The organism is Rhizobium sp. BK251, from assembly GCF_004345245.1.
GTDB lineage: Bacteria > Pseudomonadota > Alphaproteobacteria > Rhizobiales > Rhizobiaceae > Rhizobium.
Genome location: NZ_SLUQ01000005.1, coordinates 220,920 through 239,514 on the forward strand (window position 1 = coordinate 220,920; position 18,595 = coordinate 239,514).

General features: G+C 63.1%; 15 protein-coding genes. 2 read left to right on the forward strand and 13 right to left on the reverse strand.

Annotation, left to right across the window (positions count from 1 at the left end; translation table 11 throughout):
* Positions 1-298: 298 nt before the first annotated feature.
* Both EV286_RS13860 and EV286_RS13865 read right to left on the reverse strand, forming a co-directional pair.
* The gene (locus tag EV286_RS13860) at positions 299-1,687 is read right to left on the reverse strand and encodes a M20/M25/M40 family metallo-hydrolase (RefSeq protein WP_132957727.1); all 1,389 of its coding nucleotides are present in this window, start codon (positions 1,685-1,687) and stop codon (positions 299-301) included.
* 98 nt (positions 1,688-1,785) lie between these two features.
* The gene (locus EV286_RS13865; protein ID WP_132957728.1) at positions 1,786-2,202 is read right to left on the reverse strand and encodes a MarR family transcriptional regulator; all 417 of its coding nucleotides are present in this window, start codon (positions 2,200-2,202) and stop codon (positions 1,786-1,788) included.
* A 434-nt stretch (positions 2,203-2,636) separates the two neighbouring features.
* Here EV286_RS13865 and polA point away from each other — a divergent pair, with 434 nt between their 5' ends.
* Entirely contained in the window at positions 2,637-5,639 is a 3,003-nt protein-coding gene (gene polA, locus EV286_RS13870) for a DNA polymerase I (protein ID WP_132957729.1), read from the forward strand.
* Positions 5,640-5,774: 135 nt separating this feature from the next.
* Here polA and EV286_RS13875 read toward each other — a convergent pair whose 3' ends face one another.
* Complete coding sequence (locus EV286_RS13875) at positions 5,775-6,950, reverse strand: FAD-dependent oxidoreductase (RefSeq protein WP_132957730.1); 1,176 nt, start codon at positions 6,948-6,950, stop codon at positions 5,775-5,777.
* 237 nt (positions 6,951-7,187) lie between these two features.
* Between EV286_RS13875 and EV286_RS13880 the strand changes: the two genes are divergently transcribed.
* Positions 7,188-9,725, forward strand: coding sequence for a DNA translocase FtsK (locus EV286_RS13880; RefSeq protein ID WP_132957731.1), 2,538 nt, complete (start codon positions 7,188-7,190; stop codon positions 9,723-9,725).
* On the opposite strand, the gene EV286_RS13885 is transcribed toward EV286_RS13880, so the two are convergent.
* The 10 genes from EV286_RS13885 to phnL all read right to left on the reverse strand — a co-directional run bounded on the left by EV286_RS13885 (position 9,722) and on the right by phnL (position 18,591).
* Positions 9,722-10,240 carry a GrpB family protein gene (locus tag EV286_RS13885; RefSeq protein WP_132957732.1) on the reverse strand — a complete coding sequence of 173 codons (519 nt, stop codon included), beginning with the start codon at positions 10,238-10,240 and terminating at the stop codon, positions 9,722-9,724. The genes EV286_RS13880 and EV286_RS13885 overlap by 4 nt on opposite strands.
* 17 nt (positions 10,241-10,257) lie before the next feature.
* Positions 10,258-10,857: a phosphonate metabolism protein/1,5-bisphosphokinase (PRPP-forming) PhnN gene (gene phnN, locus EV286_RS13890; protein WP_132957733.1), complete on the reverse strand. Its 600-nt coding sequence runs from the start codon at positions 10,855-10,857 to the stop codon at positions 10,258-10,260.
* Positions 10,854-11,993, reverse strand: coding sequence for an alpha-D-ribose 1-methylphosphonate 5-triphosphate diphosphatase (locus EV286_RS13895; RefSeq protein ID WP_132957734.1), 1,140 nt, complete (start codon positions 11,991-11,993; stop codon positions 10,854-10,856). The genes phnN and EV286_RS13895 overlap by 4 nt, the downstream gene beginning before the upstream one ends.
* A gap of 10 nt (positions 11,994-12,003) precedes the next feature.
* Positions 12,004-12,699, reverse strand: coding sequence for a DUF1045 domain-containing protein (locus EV286_RS13900; protein WP_132957735.1), 696 nt, complete (start codon positions 12,697-12,699; stop codon positions 12,004-12,006).
* A 135-nt stretch (positions 12,700-12,834) separates the two neighbouring features.
* On the reverse strand, positions 12,835-14,175 hold the full coding sequence (gene phnE / locus EV286_RS13905) for a phosphonate ABC transporter, permease protein PhnE (RefSeq protein WP_132957736.1): 1,341 nt from the start codon (positions 14,173-14,175) through the stop codon (positions 12,835-12,837).
* A gap of 7 nt (positions 14,176-14,182) precedes the next feature.
* The gene (gene phnE, locus EV286_RS13910) at positions 14,183-15,145 is read right to left on the reverse strand and encodes a phosphonate ABC transporter, permease protein PhnE (RefSeq protein ID WP_132957737.1); all 963 of its coding nucleotides are present in this window, start codon (positions 15,143-15,145) and stop codon (positions 14,183-14,185) included.
* 66 nt (positions 15,146-15,211) lie between these two features.
* Positions 15,212-16,117, reverse strand: coding sequence for a phosphonate ABC transporter substrate-binding protein (gene phnD / locus EV286_RS13915; RefSeq protein WP_132957738.1), 906 nt, complete (start codon positions 16,115-16,117; stop codon positions 15,212-15,214).
* Between the two features lie 92 nt (positions 16,118-16,209).
* A complete protein-coding gene (gene phnC / locus EV286_RS13920) occupies positions 16,210-17,055 on the reverse strand; it encodes a phosphonate ABC transporter ATP-binding protein (RefSeq protein WP_207909840.1) in 846 nt (281 codons plus the stop codon).
* Between the two features lie 119 nt (positions 17,056-17,174).
* Positions 17,175-17,792: a DapH/DapD/GlmU-related protein gene (locus EV286_RS13925; protein WP_132957740.1), complete on the reverse strand. Its 618-nt coding sequence runs from the start codon at positions 17,790-17,792 to the stop codon at positions 17,175-17,177.
* A gap of 79 nt (positions 17,793-17,871) precedes the next feature.
* Entirely contained in the window at positions 17,872-18,591 is a 720-nt protein-coding gene (phnL, locus tag EV286_RS13930; RefSeq protein ID WP_132957741.1) for a phosphonate C-P lyase system protein PhnL, read from the reverse strand.
* Between the last annotated feature and the right edge of the window lie 4 nt (positions 18,592-18,595).

Here is an 18,595-nt window from a genome sequence, read left to right on the forward strand (position 1 = left end):
AAGAATTTCCTCCGGGCTCTTGAAATCGCCCCGGCGGCCACCGATATCCACCAATAACGAATTCTGCAGCAATGGAAGCTGGCGCGCCACAAAGCGGTGCTGCCGTTCCAGGGTTGACCGGGGAGCGCTGTTAACGAAGGGTTAACCTTTCCCCATCAGTCTGGCTGCAATCTCTGCTTTGCACGTGACCACGGATGTACTGGCATGGCGCGGAAGCAGACGACGAAAGGCCGGACGTTCTCCGGCCTTTTTGTTTATCGGGGGCGTGCCGCTTGTGCGACGCGCCCTTTTCAATTTCCTAGGCGGCGAGCGCGGCAAGGATGCGGATCCAGGAACGGATCCCCTTGTGATAGGAGTTGTACTCGTACTTCTCGTTGGGCGAATGGATCCGGTCGTCGGCAAGTCCGAAGCCGACGAGGAGTGATTCCATCCCCAGCATTCTCTGGAAATCGCCGACGATCGGGATCGAGCCGCCCATGCCGATGACGATCGCAGGCTTCGGCCATTCGTCGGAAAGCGCGTTCTTCGCTTTCGTCAGCACCGGCGAATCATAGGAAAGCTGGATCGCCGGCGAGCCGCCATGCGCGTGGAACTCGACGGAGCAGTCGGCCGGGATCTTCGAGCGCACGTAGGCGCGGAAACTCTCGCGAACGGCAGCCGGATCCTGATGGCCGACGAGCCGGAAGGAGATCTTCGCCGAAGCAATCGCCGCGATGACTGTCTTGAAGCCAGGGCCGGTGTAGCCGCCCCAGATGCCGTTCACTTCCGCAGTCGGCCGCGCCCAGGTCAGCTCCAGCACGGAGCGCCCGCGTTCGCCCGAAGGGATGGAGAGGCCGACCTCGCCCAGGAAATTCTCGGCCGTGCTGCCGAGATTGTCCCAGGAAGCCTTGATGTTGGCGGGCGTCTCCTCGACGCCTTCGTAGAAGCCTTCGAGCGTCACGCGGCCGGTTTCGTCATGCAGTCCGGCAACCACATCCGCAAGGATGTGGATCGGGTTCGCAGCAGCCCCGCCGAAGAAGCCCGAATGCAGGTCGCGATCGGCGGCGCTGATCACGATCTCCTCCGCGACCATCCCGCGCAGCGAGGCGGCGATGGCCGGCGTCTCGGCGTCCCACATCGTCGTGTCGCAGACGAGCGCGTAGTCGGCCTTGAGCTCGGCGGCATTGGCCTCGAGGAAGGGCTTCAACGAGGGTGAGCCGGACTCCTCCTCGCCTTCGAAGAGGATGGTGATCTTTACGGGCAGGCCGCCGTGGATTTCGTTGTAGGCGCGGCAGGCCTCGACGAAGGTCATGAGCTGGCCCTTATCGTCCGAAGTGCCGCGGCCGGTCAGGATCTTGCGGCCGTCGCCGACATCCTTGATCGAAGGAGCGAAGGGATCGTTCTCCCAGAGTTCGATCGGGTCGACCGGCTGGACGTCGTAGTGACCGTAGAAAAGGACATGCGGGGCGCCGGGCGTCGCAGCCTCGTGATGGGCGACGACCATGGGATGGCCGGGCGTATCGCGGACCGATGCGTCGAAGCCGACGGTCTTCAGATAGGCGGCCAGCCATTCGGCTGCCTTGCGGCAGTCCGCCTTGTAGTCCTTGTCGGTGGAGATGGACTTGATCCGCAAGAGCTCGAACAGGTTGTCCAGGCTGGAGGGCAGGTTCTTGTCCGCGCGCTCGAGCACCGGCGTTAAGTCAGTCATCTTCGACTCCTTCATGATTTTGGGCGCGGACCATAGACGAAAGCTTCTGTGGTTTCGAGGCGCGGGAGGGGAAAAATCTTGGTCGCGGTGGCCGCTTGTCAGGGCCTCTTGGCGTTTTCAATAATGCGTCGCATGTATTCCAGCAGCAGTTGACGTTCAAAGCTGCGGAAGCCGTCAAAAAGATCCTGGTCGGCCTGCATTGCGGCGCGCACGGCATCGCCCTTCATTGCGGTCGCCTTTTCGGTGAGGAAAACAAGCTGGGCCCGCTTGTCGGAAGGATGGGCCCGGCGTTCGACGAGACCATCCCTTGCCATGCGCGAGAGCGTGTTGGCCATGGTGGCCTGCTCGATATCCACCCGCTCGAGGAGCTGCTTCTGGGTAAGGCCGTCTTCGGCCCAGAGTTCGAGGAGGACGGGGAACTGGCCGGGAGAAAAGCCGAGACCTGCCGCGCGCTGCTGCAACGAACGGGAAAAACCTTTCGCCAATTGGCCGGCGAGGTAGGCCGCTGACTCCATCCGACTGTATCCCATGGTTTTTAGAAATAGGACCAAACCCGGGATCGCACAACAAGTAAATCGCAGGCGATCCATCGCTGCCTATAGAGCTTCGGCAGGGCAGGAGAGGCAAGTCAAGAAGCCGTGAAAAAACAAAACCGCCATGGCCTGGAGGTGGACCATGGCGGCTTAAAAATGGGGACAAAGGCCCGGAGAGGGGGATAAGGCCTTTGTCCAAGTCTGAGCAGGCGGGGGACAGGCCGGCTTCAGACCCGCGGCGCGATCAACGCCGGTGACTATGATTTGTGGTTTCAAATGTGGTTTTTCAAGGGAAGGTGCAAATCCGGCGCGTTACAATTTGGTAACGTTTCGGTGAAAGCGAAAATGCCGGCTCCGGGGAGCGCTGCTGGAACTTTATATAGACGTTCGCGGGCCTGCACGCTATCCATGCCACCATGAAAAAAGGCGATCACCTCTTCCTCGTTGACGGCTCCGGTTTCATCTTCCGGGCCTTCCATGCGCTTCCGCCGCTGACGCGCAAATCCGACGGCCTGCCGGTCGGGGCCGTCGCGGGTTTTTGCAACATGCTGTGGAAGCTTTTGACCGATGCGCGCGACACCTCCGTTGGGGACACGCCGACGCATCTCGCCGTCATCTTCGACTACTCGTCGAAGACCTTCCGCAAGGACCTATACGACGCCTACAAGGCGAACCGTTCCGCACCTCCCGAGGAACTGATCCCGCAATTCGGCCTGATCCGCCAGGCGACGCGCGCCTTCAACCTGCCATGCATCGAGACCGAGGGCTTCGAGGCCGACGACATCATCGCCACCTATGCCCGCCAGGCCGAGGCAATCGGCGCCGACGTGACGATCGTCTCCTCCGACAAGGATCTGATGCAGCTCGTCTCGCCGACCGTCCACATGTATGACAGCATGAAGGACAAGCAGATCGGCATTCCCGACGTCGTCGAGAAATGGGGCGTGCCGCCCGAAAAGATGATCGACCTGCAGGCGATGACCGGCGATTCGGTCGACAACGTGCCGGGCATCCCGGGCATCGGACCGAAGACGGCCGCCCAGTTGCTCGAGGAATATGGCGATCTCGACACGCTGCTTTCCCGCGCCGAAGAGATCAAGCAGCAAAAACGCCGCGAGACGATCATCGCCAATGCCGACATGGCAAGGCTTTCGCGCGAGCTCGTACGGCTGCGTACCGATGTGCCGCTGGAACTCGGGCTCGAGGCGCTGATGCTCGAAAGGCAAGACGGCCCGAAGCTGATCGCTTTCCTCAAGGCCATGGAATTCAACACGCTGACGCGGCGTGTGGCGGAAGCCTGCGAGTGCGATGCCGGCGCGATCGACGCGGCCGTCGTCAAGGTTGAATGGGGTGCTGCCGCCCACGGTCCGGACCTCGACGTCGGAGAGGGCGAGCCCCTGGTCGCCGGAGCCACGGCCGAAGTGCAGGGTCCGTCGGTTGCCGTGCCGCCAAAGGCCAAGTTCCGCGCCGGTACGGAAGCGGCCGCGCCGGCCGATCTCGCCAAGTCGCGGGCGGAGCTCTTCGCCTCTGCGCCGGTCGACATCGCAGGTTATACGACCATTCGCGACGTCGCGACGCTGGACCAGTGGATTGCCGACGCCCGCGAGACCGGCCTCGTCGCCTTCGATACGGAAACGACCTCGCTCGATGCAATGCAGGCGGAGCTCGTCGGCTTCTCGCTGGCGATTGCCGACAACACGCGCGATCCGAGAGGAACGCTGATCCGTGCCGCCTACGTGCCGCTCGGCCACAAGACCGGCGTCGGCGACCTGCTCGGCGGTGGGCTCGCCGAGGGGCAGATCGCGATGCGCGACGCCCTGCCGCGGCTGAAGGATCTGCTGGAGGATCCAGCGATCCTGAAGACCGCGCAGAACCTCAAATACGACTACCTGCTGATGAAGCGCTACGGCATCGAGGCGAAGAGCTTCGACGACACGATGCTGATGTCCTACGTGCTTGACGGCGGCGCAAACAACGGCCACGGCATGGACGGGCTGTCGCAGAAGTGGCTCGGCCACACGCCGATCTCCTACAAGGAGGTCGCAGGCAGCGGCAAGGCCAACGTGACGTTCGACCTCGTCGACATCGCCAGGGCAACGACCTATGCGGCAGAAGATGCCGACGTGACGCTGAGGCTCTGGATGATGCTGAAGCCGCGGTTGGCCGCGGCGGGCCTCACATCGGTCTATGAGCGGCTCGAACGCCCACTCGTGCCGGTTCTGGCGCGGATGGAGGAACGCGGCATCACTGTCGACCGCCAGATCCTGTCGCGGCTTTCCGGTGAGCTGGCGCAGGGCGCGGCACGGCTGGAGGACGAGATCTATACGCTCGCCGGCGAGCGCTTCAACATCGGCTCGCCGAAGCAGCTTGGCGACATCCTCTTCGGCAAGATGGGCCTTGCCGGCGGCAGCAAGACGAAGACCGGGCAGTGGTCGACCTCGGCAAGCGTGCTGGAGGATCTCGCCGCCGCGGGCTTCGAGCTGCCGCGCAAGATCGTCGACTGGCGCCAGCTGACCAAGCTGAAATCGACCTATACGGACGCGCTGCCGGGTTATGTGCATCCGGAAACAAAGCGCGTCCACACCTCCTATTCGCTGGCATCGACCTCGACCGGCCGGCTCTCCTCTTCGGAACCCAACCTGCAGAACATTCCGGTGCGCACGGCGGAAGGGCGCAAGATCCGTACCGCCTTCATCTCGACGCCCGGCCACAAGCTGATCTCGGCCGACTACAGCCAGATCGAGCTGCGGGTGCTTGCCCATGTCGCCGATATTCCGCAGCTCACGCAGGCCTTTGCCGACGGCGTCGACATCCACGCGATGACGGCCTCGGAAATGTTCGGCGTGCCTGTCGAAGGCATGCCGAGCGAGGTGCGCCGCCGCGCCAAGGCAATCAACTTCGGGATCATCTACGGCATTTCGGCCTTCGGACTCGCCAACCAGCTGTCGATCGAGCGTTCCGAGGCCGGTGACTACATCAAGAAATATTTCGAACGGTTCCCCGGCATCCGCGACTATATGGACAGCCGCAAGCAGATGGCGCGCGACAAGGGTTTCGTCGAGACGATCTTCGGACGGCGAATCAACTATCCGGAAATCCGCTCGTCGAACCCTTCGGTGCGGGCCTTCAACGAGCGCGCGGCGATCAACGCGCCGATCCAGGGCTCGGCGGCAGACATTATTCGCCGCGCCATGGTGAAGATGGAGCCGGCGCTGGAAAAGGCGGGCCTAGCCGAGCGCGTGCGCATGCTGCTGCAGGTCCATGACGAACTCATCTTCGAAGTCGAGGATGCCGACGTCGAGGTGGCGATGCCGATCATCGTCTCCGTGATGGAAAATGCCGCGATGCCCGCGCTCGACATGCGCGTGCCGCTCAAGGTCGATGCACGTGCGGCGACAAACTGGGACGAAGCGCACTGATTTTTGCTCTATTGCGAAGCGAATGCCACCAAACTGGCTTATGCCAGCGTTCACCTCATACCCGAAGTCGATGAAGCCAAGGTCTCAAGCGCGTGAAGACCGGGAGGTAGGCGCAGCCGCCCCTCACAAGGCGACTCACTTGGGAGCCGGTATAAGGTCGCTCCGGCGTTCGTCAAGAATTTCCTCTGTGGCAAGGCGCCCGATCAGCGGTGCCAGGATGACACCGGGATGACCAACCGCAACGTAGAGACCGTCGACGTGTGGCAAGAACCCGAGTCGCGGCAGGCCGTCGGCAAAGACTGGGCGCTTTCCGACAGCAGCACTTGCAAGCGTCACGCTGTCGGGCAAATCCAATTCCTCCCTCATCACTGCCAACGTCCGCAGTCCGATCGCCTGCGGACCGTTCTCTACGCCGTTCTCGACATAGGACTTCGCAACAAGAAGCGTGTTATCACCAGCCTGGCGAATTTCGAGACGCGGACCACGTAGAATGCGGTTAACGACAGGCAAGCTACAGTTATAGCGGAGTAACAACGCTGGCGAGGTCTCAACGCCAGTGTGGATACCGATCTCCGCTGCAAGCGCATTAATGGCGCTTCCGGCAGCCATCACAACGATGTCGGCGTTGACGATACCGTCCGAAACCCGGATGCCGGTTACCCGACCATTCGCGGTTTCGATGGAGGTGACCTTTTCGTTGAACCGGACCGAGGCACCCGCTGCAAGGGCGGCTGCGACGTAGCTGCCGGCCAGTCGTGCCGGGTCGAGAGCGAGATCATTGCGTGAAAAGACCGCGCATTCCGGCGCCCGGCGTAGACGCGGTTCCCATTCGGAAACGACGCTCCGTTTCAACAACTGGACGTCGTCGCCCGCTCGCTCATGAAGATCGGCGAGTTGCTCGGTTTCTTCTGGCGTCGCTCTCCATACCAGTGAACCAGAGCGGGCGCCGGACAGGGCTTCGGGAAGGGCGGCTTCTAGATGCTGATACTCGGCAATAGCCTCGCGCCAGAGCGTGTAGCTGGAATGGGTCGGTGTGCCATTGATGACGTTGACCCAACCAAAGGCGCGGCCGGTGACACCAGAACCCGGCTCGGGATATTCATCGAACAGCAGCACATCCGCGCCGCGAATGGCAAGGCTATAGGTGATGGCAGAACCGAGTATACCGGCACCGATGACGGCGATCTTTGGATTCTTCAATCTCATGCGACGCCCTAGGGTGAGCGGAAGTGTTCGCGTCGTCGGTAAGGGCCGTGTACGACGATGACATGACAGCGCGTCCGAAAAATAACGGAAAACCGCGAGCAGCATCTCCTACTGTTATGCGCAGTCACCGATCTGGACGGGTCTCTCGTGCGTTTGAGTGACAAGGAGAAGCTGGTGGCGTTCGCTGCATGATAACGGATCTTTGGTTGCGCGGCGCTGCGTGTGCGTCGCGCCACAGCGCCAGCCTTTGTGCCGTGATGGGGCGTTCGGAAGGAACTTATTAACCTTCCTTTCCTAATCGAGTGGGGTAGCCAATTTCATGATCGAGATGCGGGCGGCCCCATGCGTTTTCCAAGAACCAACTTCAACACCGACTCAGCGGACCTTCCCGAGGGCTTCGAGCCCGATCGCCCCCTGACGGGCAACGGGGAACCGCTCCTAGACCCCTTCGCCGATCCGGCCGCCCCCGCCTGGCAGCGCGCCTTCGCACTGGCGCCGAATGTCCGCTTTACGCGCACGCCGCAAAGCCAGATCGCAATGCGCCGGGGCGCCGACCATGATGCGGCGGATGCAGCCGCGGCCGGTTCGGTGCATCAGGATAGTGTTTCACCGAAGTCGAACGTTGAGCCGACTGTTGCCCAGGTCGCAGTGACTTCACCGCCCACCAATACGCAGCAGGCGGCGGCCAAAGGCCCGTTTGATGCCCGCCGTATGGATGCGCAGGCCCCGCTCGCGCGTCCCGCTCCCCGCAGCGACGATCGCAGGCTCATCGTGAAGAGGGCGCAACCGAAGACAGAGGTCGCGCCGCCCGTCGCCGTCATGCCGCAGCCGTTGCCGACTGAAACCTTGCCGAGAGTTCACATGCCAATCACCACGTCCAACACATCACCGTTTGCCGGGCTCTCGGATTTTGCCTTCTGGGAAGGCGCCTCCCTCGATGTCGGAACAGTCGAGACAGCTCCGCAGCCGTCTATGGTGGTAAAGCCGCTTCCAGCGGTGTCGCAGCGGCGCGAGCAGGTCGTCGTGAGACCCAGTGTCGAGATAGCGCCGGACTCGATCGCCTCGCGTTTCCGCATCGTCGAGTGCCGCGCGCAGGCCCGCCCATCCCAGAACGTCGCGATGCCGGTTCAGCCTGTCGCAGCTCCAGTCGCACGCGATCCGGGTGCCGCCGCTTCAACGCCGGTTCAGGCGAAGCCCGCGGTCGTCGAGCTGCCGCCGGCCATCCTCGAGGTCGAAAAGAGCGAGCAGGCAACCCCACCGGAGCCGGCGGTACGCCAGCAGCAGGAACAGTTGCGCCGTGACATCGCCTTGCCGCGCCAGTCCGTGCAGCGCGTCGCCCCGCCTCAGCGCGTGGTGCCGGAGTATGAATTCCCGCCGCGCGAACTCCTGCAGGAGCCTGTCGAGCGACTGGGCGAGATCATGTCGCAGGAGACGCTGGAGCAGAACGCAGGGCTTCTCGAAAGCGTTCTCGAGGATTTCGGGGTCAAGGGCGAGATCATCCATGTCCGGCCCGGCCCGGTCGTGACGCTCTATGAATTCGAACCGGCTCCGGGCGTCAAATCCTCGCGCGTCATCGGTCTTGCCGATGACATCGCCCGCTCGATGTCGGCGCTTTCCGCACGCGTCGCCGTCGTGCCCGGCCGCAACGTCATCGGCATCGAACTGCCGAATGCGACGCGCGAGACCGTCTATTTCCGCGAGATGATCGAATCGGGAGATTTCGCCAAGAGCAGCTACAAGCTGGCGCTCGGCCTGGGCAAGACGATCGGCGGCGAGCCTGTCATCGCCGAGCTTGCGAAGATGCCGCATCTGCTCGTCGCCGGCACCACCGGCTCGGGCAAGTCGGTGGCGATCAACACGATGATCTTGTCGCTGCTCTACCGGCTGACGCCGGAGGAGTGCCGACTCATCATGGTCGATCCCAAGATGCTGGAGCTTTCCGTCTATGACGGCATTCCGCACCTGCTGACGCCTGTTGTCACCGATCCCAAGAAGGCGGTGATGGCCCTGAAATGGGCGGTGCGCGAGATGGAGGACCGCTACAGGAAGATGTCGCGGCTCGGCGTGCGCAACATCGACGGCTACAATTCCCGTGTCGCCATTGCCCGTGAGAAGGGCGAAACGATCCATGTGATGGTGCAGACCGGCTTCGAGAAGGGCACCGGCATTCCGATCGAGGAAAGCCAGGAGCTGGACCTGACGCCGATGCCCTATATCGTCGTCATCGTCGACGAGATGGCCGACCTGATGATGGTCGCCGGCAAGGAGATCGAGGGCGCGATCCAGCGCCTCGCCCAGATGGCGCGTGCCGCAGGCATCCACCTGATCATGGCGACGCAGCGCCCCTCGGTCGATGTCATCACCGGCACGATCAAGGCAAACTTCCCGACGCGCATCTCGTTTCAGGTGACCTCGAAGATCGACAGCCGCACCATCCTGGGCGAACAGGGAGCCGAGCAGCTCCTCGGCCAGGGCGACATGCTGCACATGCAGGGCGGCGGCCGCATCGCCCGCGTTCACGGTCCCTTTGTCTCCGACCACGAGGTCGAGAAGGTCGTTGCGCACCTGAAGACGCAGGGGCGCCCGGAATACCTCGAAACCGTCACCGCCGACGAGGACGAGGACGAAGAGGCCGAGGAAGGCGGCGCCGTCTTCGACAAGAGCGCCATGGGCGCGGAAGATGGCGACGACCTCTACGAGAAGGCCGTCAAGGTGGTCATGCGCGACAAGAAGTGCTCGACCTCCTATATCCAGCGGCGGCTCGGCATCGGTTACAACCGCGCCGCCTCGCTCGTCGAGCGCATGGAGAAGGAAGGGCTGGTCGGTCCCGCAAACCATGTCGGAAAGCGCGAGATCGTCTCGGGTCGGACGGAGGACTAAGGGGCGCCCTGGTGCGCCGACAGGGCCAGCTCAACAGTCTCGCGGACGAAGTCCGTCTTGCCGCCGGTATAGGTGTCCCAGTCGCCATTGGCCTCGCGCATCAGCCGGAGCTTGAGGGCCGCATAGGCCTCCGCCCGCTCGGGATGTGTTCTGAGATAGTCGCGAAAGGCGATCCGGTCCCTGAGCACGGCGTTGTCTGCAGTACAGAGATAGAGCCGCGCGCCATAGGAGCCCCTGCCGCTGGTGAAGGTAAAGGTCTGCTGGCCGTACTTGTCGCCGTGGAAGGTATAGGCCTGGAGGCTTTTCACCCGGTCGACCGCAGGGCCGAGCAAATCATCGCCCGCAAAGACCGCGTGAAGGTCGATCTTCGGCTTGGCCGATAGCCCCGGCACCGAGGTGCTGCCGACATGATGGAAGACCGGCGAGAGGTCTGACAGCAACGGCCTGAGTTCCTCGACGATGCGTTCGAAAAGTTGCGGCCATTCGGGATCGTAGGGAACGACGACGATGGCCATGTAATCTCCGTAGCCGGCTAATCGGTCCTGCCGAGGAAGCTGTCCAGCACCTCGATGATCTTGTGTTCGGCCTCTTCGAGGGAGCCGCTGTTGTCGATATCGATTACGTCGTAGTCGCCCCTCACGGTCAGGGGACCGCGTGCCAGGCGCGCCATGATGTCCTCGTGCGTCTCGCGGCCACGCGCTTCGAGACGCTTGGCGAGCACCTCGGGGCGGGCCGTCACATTGATCACCTTCAGGCGTGGGAAAGCGGCCTGGAAATGATGCAGGGCAGAACGCGAGCCATTGGCGATCACGAGATCGCCGCGCGACAGCGCGACGGAGACCTCCGCCGGAATGCCGTATCTGAGGCCATGGGCCTCCCACCAGACGACGAAGGCGCCTGCCTGTTCCATCGCCGTGAATCCGGCGTCGGAAACGCCGATATGTTCCTCGCCGCCGGCCTCGCCGTCCCGGGTAATGAAGCGGCGGACGAAGTGAACATCGGGGCGGCCGTCAAAATGGCGTGCCGCGAGCGACATCAGAGTGTCCTTGCCGGCGCCGGACGGGCCGACGACGACCACCATGACGCCGACGGCATCCTGCCGCTCGGGCTGGCTTTGGGCCGTGCTCGTCATGCCACCCGGCGTCCTTCGCGCCAGACCGAACGCGTCACCGGCACGCCGTGATCGCGATGGACGCGCACGAGATCGGCCCTCAGGCCAGTCGCGATGCGGCCGCGATCGTCGAGGCTGACGGTGCGCGCGGGCGTCGCCGTTACCATGGCGATCGCCTTCGGGAGCGAAATGGATTCGATCTCGTCGGCAAGGATGAACGGCGCGTGCAGGAGGCTGAGCGGTACGTAGTCCGACGAAAGCACGTCGAGGACATCAATCTCGGCAAGCTCGCGGGCGGCGATGTTGCCCGAATGGGAAACGCCGCGCACGATGTTCGGCGCACCCATCAGGACGCTCATGCCGGCGCGGTGGGAGGCTCTTGCAGCCTCGACGCTGGTCGGGAATTCAGCAAGCCGTACGCCGTTGCCGATTGCCTCGTCCACATGCGCCAGCGTCGCGTCGTCGTGGCTCGCGACGGTAATGCCGCGCGCGGCGCAGACCTCGGCGATCGCATTGCGATGCGGCGTGGAGTTGCGGGCCGATTCCTCGAGCCGCTTTTCGACGAAACGGGCGAAGACCTCGTCAGAGAGGCCGCGCTTCTTCTGGTAATAGTAGACGTACTTCTCCATGGTCTGGAACTGGCGCTGGCCGGGAGCGTGGTCCATCAGGGAGACGAGGCGGACATGCGTGTCGTTCTCGAAGTCGGCGAAGTGCTGCAGCACGTTGTCGGCTGAGACCTCGCAGCGAAGATGCAGCAGGTGCTCGGCGCGCAGGCGGCCCTGCTTCTCGGCGGCCTCGATGGCGTCTGCCATGTCGCGCATCTCGCCATGCTCGAAGCCGCCGTCCTCGTCGGCACCCATCCGCAGGCAGTCGAAGACGGTGGTGATGCCCGAGGTAACGATCTGGGCGTCATGGGCCTGGATGGCGGCCGTCTTGTCCCAGCGGATGCCGGGACGCGGCTGGTAGTGACCCTCCAGATGGTCCGTATGCAGCTCTACCAGGCCCGGGATCAGGTAGTCGCCTTCGAAATCCTCGCCGACAGTCGAATGTCCCTCGGAGACATCCGCAATCCTGCCGTCGCGAATGAGGACGCTGCCGGAGATCACGTCGTCTTCGAGGACGATGCGGGCGTTGGAGAAGACGGTTTCCTTCGTCATGTCAGGTCTTTCAGCTTTGGGCGCCGGCAAGCGGCAGCCAGGAATGAACGGTAAAGGGGCCTCCGCGCGTCTCCTCGACGAAGACGGCGAGCCCGGAGATGGCAAGCGGCCGCCCGGTATGGGCCGCGAAGCGCTCGGTCAGAATAGCATTCATAGCATCCGAATGCTCGGGCGGAACCTGCCCGGTCAGGGTCATGTGAAAACGGAATTCGTCCATGACATAGGGATATCCCCAGCGCATCAGGTTGGCGCGCTCGCGTTCCGTCAGCCTTTCAGGCTTGCGCCGCGCGACGTCGGCTTCGGAAAGCGCGGCGCGGAAGGGCTCGAAGGCCTTGACCACGCTTGCGGAAAAATCCTGCAGCGGCTGGTGCAGCGAGCCGGGAACAAGCGCGAAGAACCGGCCGATGCGGCCGAGCACCAATTCGGGAATCTCGAAAGCATGCGTGCGCGCAGCAAAATCCTCCGCAACCTCCAGGAGATCGCGCTCGCGCACAGAGGCGGCGAGTGCGAAAGGCGCTTTCAGCGTCGCATGAAAGCCGTAGCGCCGCGGATCAGCCGTCAGCTCGAACTGGTCGCCCACGGAGAGGCCGTCATGCTCCGGCACGGCAAAGGCGCTGCCGGTGAAGGCGTCTCGGCCAAGCCACCGGGCCGCCAGCCCGGTCAAAGGATCGTCCTTCGGCGGCGTGAAATAGAGAGCGTAGCGCAAGGCTGAAAATCCTTGGAAATCTTCCGGACAGGGAGCGCAATGTGCGGTGATTTGGCGGCAAGCCGCAAGCAGGCTTCGGCTAAAAGATTTCCGTGACAGAATGATGAAGCGACTGTGGCGCCGCCGGGTTTTTTCTCAGCGCGAGTTCGTTCCCATCAGCCGGTGGCGCAGCGCATTCGATGCCATGTCAAACAGGAAGACGACGATGAGGATCAGGACGACCATGTAGGCGACGTTCTGCCAGTTCGAATTGGTACGCATCGCCTCCCAGAGTTTGAGGCCGATGCCGCCCGCTCCGACCGCGCCGATGATCGTCGCACCGCGCACGTTCGATTCCCACTGGTAGAGCGTCTGGCTGACGATGACAGGCACGAGTTGCGGCATGATGCCGAAGCGGTGCACGAGGATCGGAGACGCGCCGGTGGACTTGATGCCCTCGCGCGGCTTGTTGTCGATGTTTTCAAGGCCTTCGGAATAGAGCTTGCCGAGCGTACCTGTCTCCGTGAGAAAAATCGCGCCCGAGCCTGCCAGCGGACCGGGGCCGAAGGCGCGGGTGAGGAAGAGGGCCCAGATCAGCATGTCGACCGAACGCAGGAAATCGAAGAAGCGTTTCAGGAGCTGATTGAAGAAGCGGTTCGGCGTGATGTTGCGCGCAGCGATGAAGGCCAGCGGGAAGGCGGCGAGCGCACCGAGCAGCGTGCCGAGGAACGCCATCACGATGGTCTGAAAGAGTTTGGTCCAGACGTCGCCATGCTGCCAGGCGCTATTGTTCCAGATATTGTCGAAAGCCAGCGAGAGATTGGATTGGTCCGGCTCGATGCGCGGGCCCGACACGATCATGCTGATGACATCGCCGGCCGGCTTGTCGAAGAAGGGCGAGCGGGTATCGAAGATGAAGTTCGGCCAGCCGAAGAACTTCTTGCGGATCTTAATACGATGCGCCGCGATGCTGACCTCGCCAGAAATGCCCATATTGGCTATGACATTGTCGTCGTAGACAGTCATCCAGGCAGGCACGGCGCCCTCGACCTTTGGCGTGTCGCCAGAGATATCGACGGGGACGGTCATTCCGTGTGCCGTCAGCAGCACCTCGCTCTTGCTGATCTCGATCGTGCGGCTGCTGCCGCTGACGGAGACGGCGACGCTGCCGTCGGGGCGGTTCACGATCCAGTCCGGATGCGGGTTGTCGCCAAGCGGCGAGAAGCGTGGATATTTGACCGTGATTGCGTCGCCCGAGACGCGGAATTCCGGCTGCACGTCGTAGCTCACCCATTGGACAAGGTAGAGACCGACACGCTCCCAGCGCGCTTCGGCGACAAGCCTCGGCAGATCGAAGAACCAGACTGCGTACATGCAGTAGAGGAGCGTGCCGATCGCGATCATGAGCCCGCCGAAGCGTCGCGTGAATGACCGCCGGAAATAGTCCGGATAGCGGGCTTCGATTTCTTGCATGCGGCGTGCGTCGATGACCGTCATGGCAACCTCAATGCTGCAAAAGGAAGGCGTGTTCGCCGACAAGCCTGCGCCGGATCCAGGCAGAGAACTGGTCGACGGCGACGACGGTGATGAAGAGCAGGAGAACGAGCGCCAGCGTCTTGGCCCCGAAGCCGCGCGAGATCGAGAGCTTGAGTTCCTCGCCGATGCCGCCGCCGCCGACGGCGCCGATGATGGTGGAAGCGCGCACGTTGATCTCGAGCCGCAGAAGGGCGTAGGACATGAAATTCGGCATGACCTGCGGCAGCGCTGCGAAGCGGACGCGCTCGGTCCAGCTGGCGCCGACGGACTTGATGCCCTCCACGGGCTTCATGTCGATGTTTTCAACCACTTCGTAGAAGAGCTTGCCGAGCGCGCCGATCGTATGGAGGCTGACCGCGATGATGGCGGCCACGGGCCCAATCGACAGAACCGCCGAGAACAGCCCGGCGATGACGATCTCCGGAAAGGCGCGAAGGAATTCCATGAAGCGCTTGACGACAATGCGCAGCGGATTGGAAGGCGAGAGATTGCGCGCCGCAAGAAAGCTGAGAGGGGCCGCGAAGACAAAGCCGATGATGGTCGAAAGGATCGCGATGTTGATCGTCACGATCATCAGCTCGAAATATTCCGGGATGTAGAAACCGCCCCAGATATAGACGCGGCCCTCCGCGAAGTTGAACTCCTCGCCGCCTCCGGCATTGGGGCTGGCGATGTCGAAGAGCGCGCGCCAGACGTCGCTCCACTCCTTCGGGATGAGCCAGCTCACGAAATCGAAGAGGTGCGGCAGGCGCTCGAAAAAATGGCCGGCATTGCTCTCGTCGGCGAACCGGACCGAGCTGACAAAGGCGACGACGAGTATGGCAAGCCCGAGCAACGTGTAGAAACGCCGGCGCGCGACCATCCTGTCCCAGGCCTTTGCGACCTCGGCACTGTGCGGCTGAATATGCGGCTGCGTTTCGGCAATTGTCATCGGTAGCTCCGCGGTCAAAGCAACAGGGCGGCCGTTGCCGGCCGCCCTGCATGAAAACGAACGGTACTAGCCGCCGATCGCCGCCTTGCGGGCGTCGATGATGGCCTGGTAGAATTCCGGCTTCACCGGAACGTAGCCCTTGTAGTCGCCGCCTTCGATGGCGCTGAAGCACTGTGCGTCCTTCTCCGGCAGGGCCGTGAAGAAGTCAGCCAGCTTCTTGTTCCAGTCTTCGCCGAGCGCGGTGCGAACGACCAGCGGGCCGTTCGGGATCAGCGGCGAACGCCAGACTTCGACGAGCTTGTTCGGGTCGACAGTGCCCTTGGCAACGGCCTTGTGGAACGTGCCGGAGGTGAAGCCGTCCATGAAATCGCCGATGCCCGAGGAATCGTCCACGGCGATGTCGACCTTGCCGTCATAGGCGGCGAGCAGGTTGTTCTCGTGGCCGCCGTTGAACTGCGTCTTGGAGAAGTACTGGTCGTTCGGCATGCCCGTATCGTTCGGGATCTGCGTGAGCGGGATCAGGTAGCCGGACGTGGAGTCCGGGTCGGCATAACCGAGCGTCTTGCCCTTGGCGTCCTTGATCGACTTGATGCCGGAGGACTTCAGCGCGAGGCCGATCGAGTAGTAGCCGGTCGAACCGTCTTCCTGCTGCGTCGTCAGGATCGGCGTTACGGCCTTGGGGTCCTTGATGTAGGTCGCGGCGTAGCCGGAAGCGCCGAGCTCTGCGAAATCGAGCGTGCCGCCGAGAAGGCCCTGGATGACGCCGTCATAGTCGGCGGCCGGGAACAGCGAAACCTTCTCGAAGCCGAATTCCTTCTTGAGGTGATCGGCCAGGCAGGCGTAGTTGCGCAGGCGGTCAGCTTCGTTCTCGCCGCCGAGGATGCCGACGCGGAATTCCTTGAGGTCTTCAGCGGCAGCGGCGCCAGCGAGCGCCAGAAGCGCTGTGGCTGCAAAAAGGGCTTTCTTCAACATGGGTTCTCTCCTGATTTACCGGTGTCCCCGGGTGTCTTCCTGCTAAGAAGCTGATTGCCCTTGACGCGGGCCTTCGATCCGGGCCGTCCCGATCAGAGACCGGCCAGTGCCAGCGGCTGTACCGTGGCAGATTGGGTTGCCGCGGCATGCGCGGGAATGTTGATGCTGGTCGAGGTCACGGTCTCGTCGATGCCGGCGCCATCCTTGTCCGTACCGTAGATCGCCGTGACTGCGGGAGCCGTCAGCTCGGACGGCTTGCCGTCGAAGACCACGCGCCCCGCAGCCATGCCGACGATGCGTTCGCAGTAGTTGCGCGCCGTATCCAGCGTGTGCAGGTTGGTGATGACGGTGATCCCCTCGCACTCGTTGATGTCGCGCAGTGCGTCCATCACGATCTTGGCGTTGAGCGGATCGAGCGAGGCGATCGGCTCGTCGGCCAGCACCATCTTCGGCTTCTGCATCAGGGCGCGAGCAATCGCCACGCGCTGCTGCTGTCCACCTGAAAGCGTGCCAGCCATCTGCATTGCCGTCTGCTCGATGCCGAGGCGTTCGAGCGCCGCGATCGCATGGATGCGTTCCTCGTGGCTGAAGATGTTGAGCAGGCTCAGCATGGTCGGGCGATGGTTCAGCCGGCCGAGCATGACATTTGTAAGCACATCCAGGCGGCCGACGAGATTGAATTGCTGGAAGATCATCGCGCAGTCGCGCTGCCAGTCGCGCAGCGCCTGTCCGCGCAGGGCAGAAACCTCGACGCCCGCGAACTGGATGGAGCCGGAGGTCGGCTCCGCGAGGCGGTTGATCATGCGAAGCAGCGTGGACTTTCCAGCGCCCGAACGACCGATGACGCCGACCATCTGGCCCTGCGGAATGTCCAACGTCACCGAATCGACTGCAAGCTTGTTTCCGAAGCGGCGGGTGACATTCCTGAGCGCGAGCATCATGCCTTCTCTTTCACAGTTTTATCCAGACGCGAGATTGCCATTAGTCCCGCTGGATGAACCTTCGATGTCAGATTTGTGTAACTGCTGTCACAATTGAGTGCATTGCCGCGTGGCGCTCAGGCACTGTAGCGGTCGAGGAAATCCGCGGCCGAAAGCGCGCGAAAATCCTGCAGCGCCTCGCGCAGCCGGTCATGATCCCAGTCCCACCATCCGAGCCGATCCATGCGCTCGCCGATGTCCTTCGGAAAGCGCTCGCGGATGAGCTTTGCCGGTACGCCGCCGACGATGGTGTAGGGGGCGACGTCCTTGGAGACCACCGCTCCGGCGCCGATGACAGCACCGTTGCCGACCGTCACTCCGGGCAGGATCGTCGTGCCATGGCCGATCCAGACGTCGTTGCCGATAACGACGCGGTGGTCGCGGCGCCAGGCGAAGAAGTCGGTCTCCATGTCGGCGTCCGGCCAGTAGTTGGCGGCGCGATAGGTGAAATGGTGCAGTGTCGCCCGCCATGTCGGATGGTTCGTGGCGTTGATGCGGACAGAGGCTGCGATGTTGACGAACTTGCCGATCGTGGCGCACCAGATCGACCCGTCCTGCATGATGTAGGAGTAGTCGCCGAATTCGACCTCGTCGATGCGGCAGCGTTCGGCGACCTCGGTATAGCGGCCGAGGCTCGTATTATTCACCGTGGCGGTCGGGTGGATGAGGGGCTCCAGGCCCAGGTTCTTGCTCATGCGAAAGGGTTCCCTGCAATGGTTCGAGGGGGAGGCGCCCGAAGGCGGGATCGGTCGTGAAGCTAAAAGGTGCTGGCCGCTACGCCTCAACCGGGGCGGGTGCGCGCCGCGGGGAGAATCTGGAGACGTCCAGGATGCGGGAGGCGACCGCCTCGCGCACTTCCTCGTCGTGGAAGATGCCGAGAAGGGCGACACCCGCCTTCTTCTTCGCCGCGATCATCTCGACGACGACGGCACGGTTCGTCGCGTCGAGGGACGCGGTCGGCTCGTCGAGGAGAAGGATCGCATGGTCGGTGATGAAACCGCGGGCGATGTTGACGCGCTGCTGCTCGCCGCCGGAGAACGTTGCGGGTGGCAGCGACCAGAGTTCCCGGGGAAGGTTGAGGCCCGAGAGCAGTTCGGCTGCCCTTTCGCGGGCTTCATTGGCCGGCGTGCCTCGTGCGAGAAGCGGCTCGGCGACCACGTCGATCGCGGCGACGCGCGGCACGGTGCGCAGGAACTGGCTGACATAGCCCATGGTCTCGCGCCGGACATCGAGCACGGTGCGGGGATCGGCGGAGGCGAGATCGACGATGCGGCCCTTGTGCTGCACGAGGATCTGTCCGGAATCGACCGCGTAGTTGCCATAGGTCATCTTGAGCAGAGAGCTCTTTCCGATGCCCGAGGGACCGCCGAGGACGACACATTCGCCGGAGGCGACCGAGAAGGAGACGTCGGCCACAACCGGCAGGCGGAGACCGTCGCGCAGGTGCATGGTGAAGCTCTTGAAGACTTCGGAGACGACGAGAGGCGTTGCCATGGTG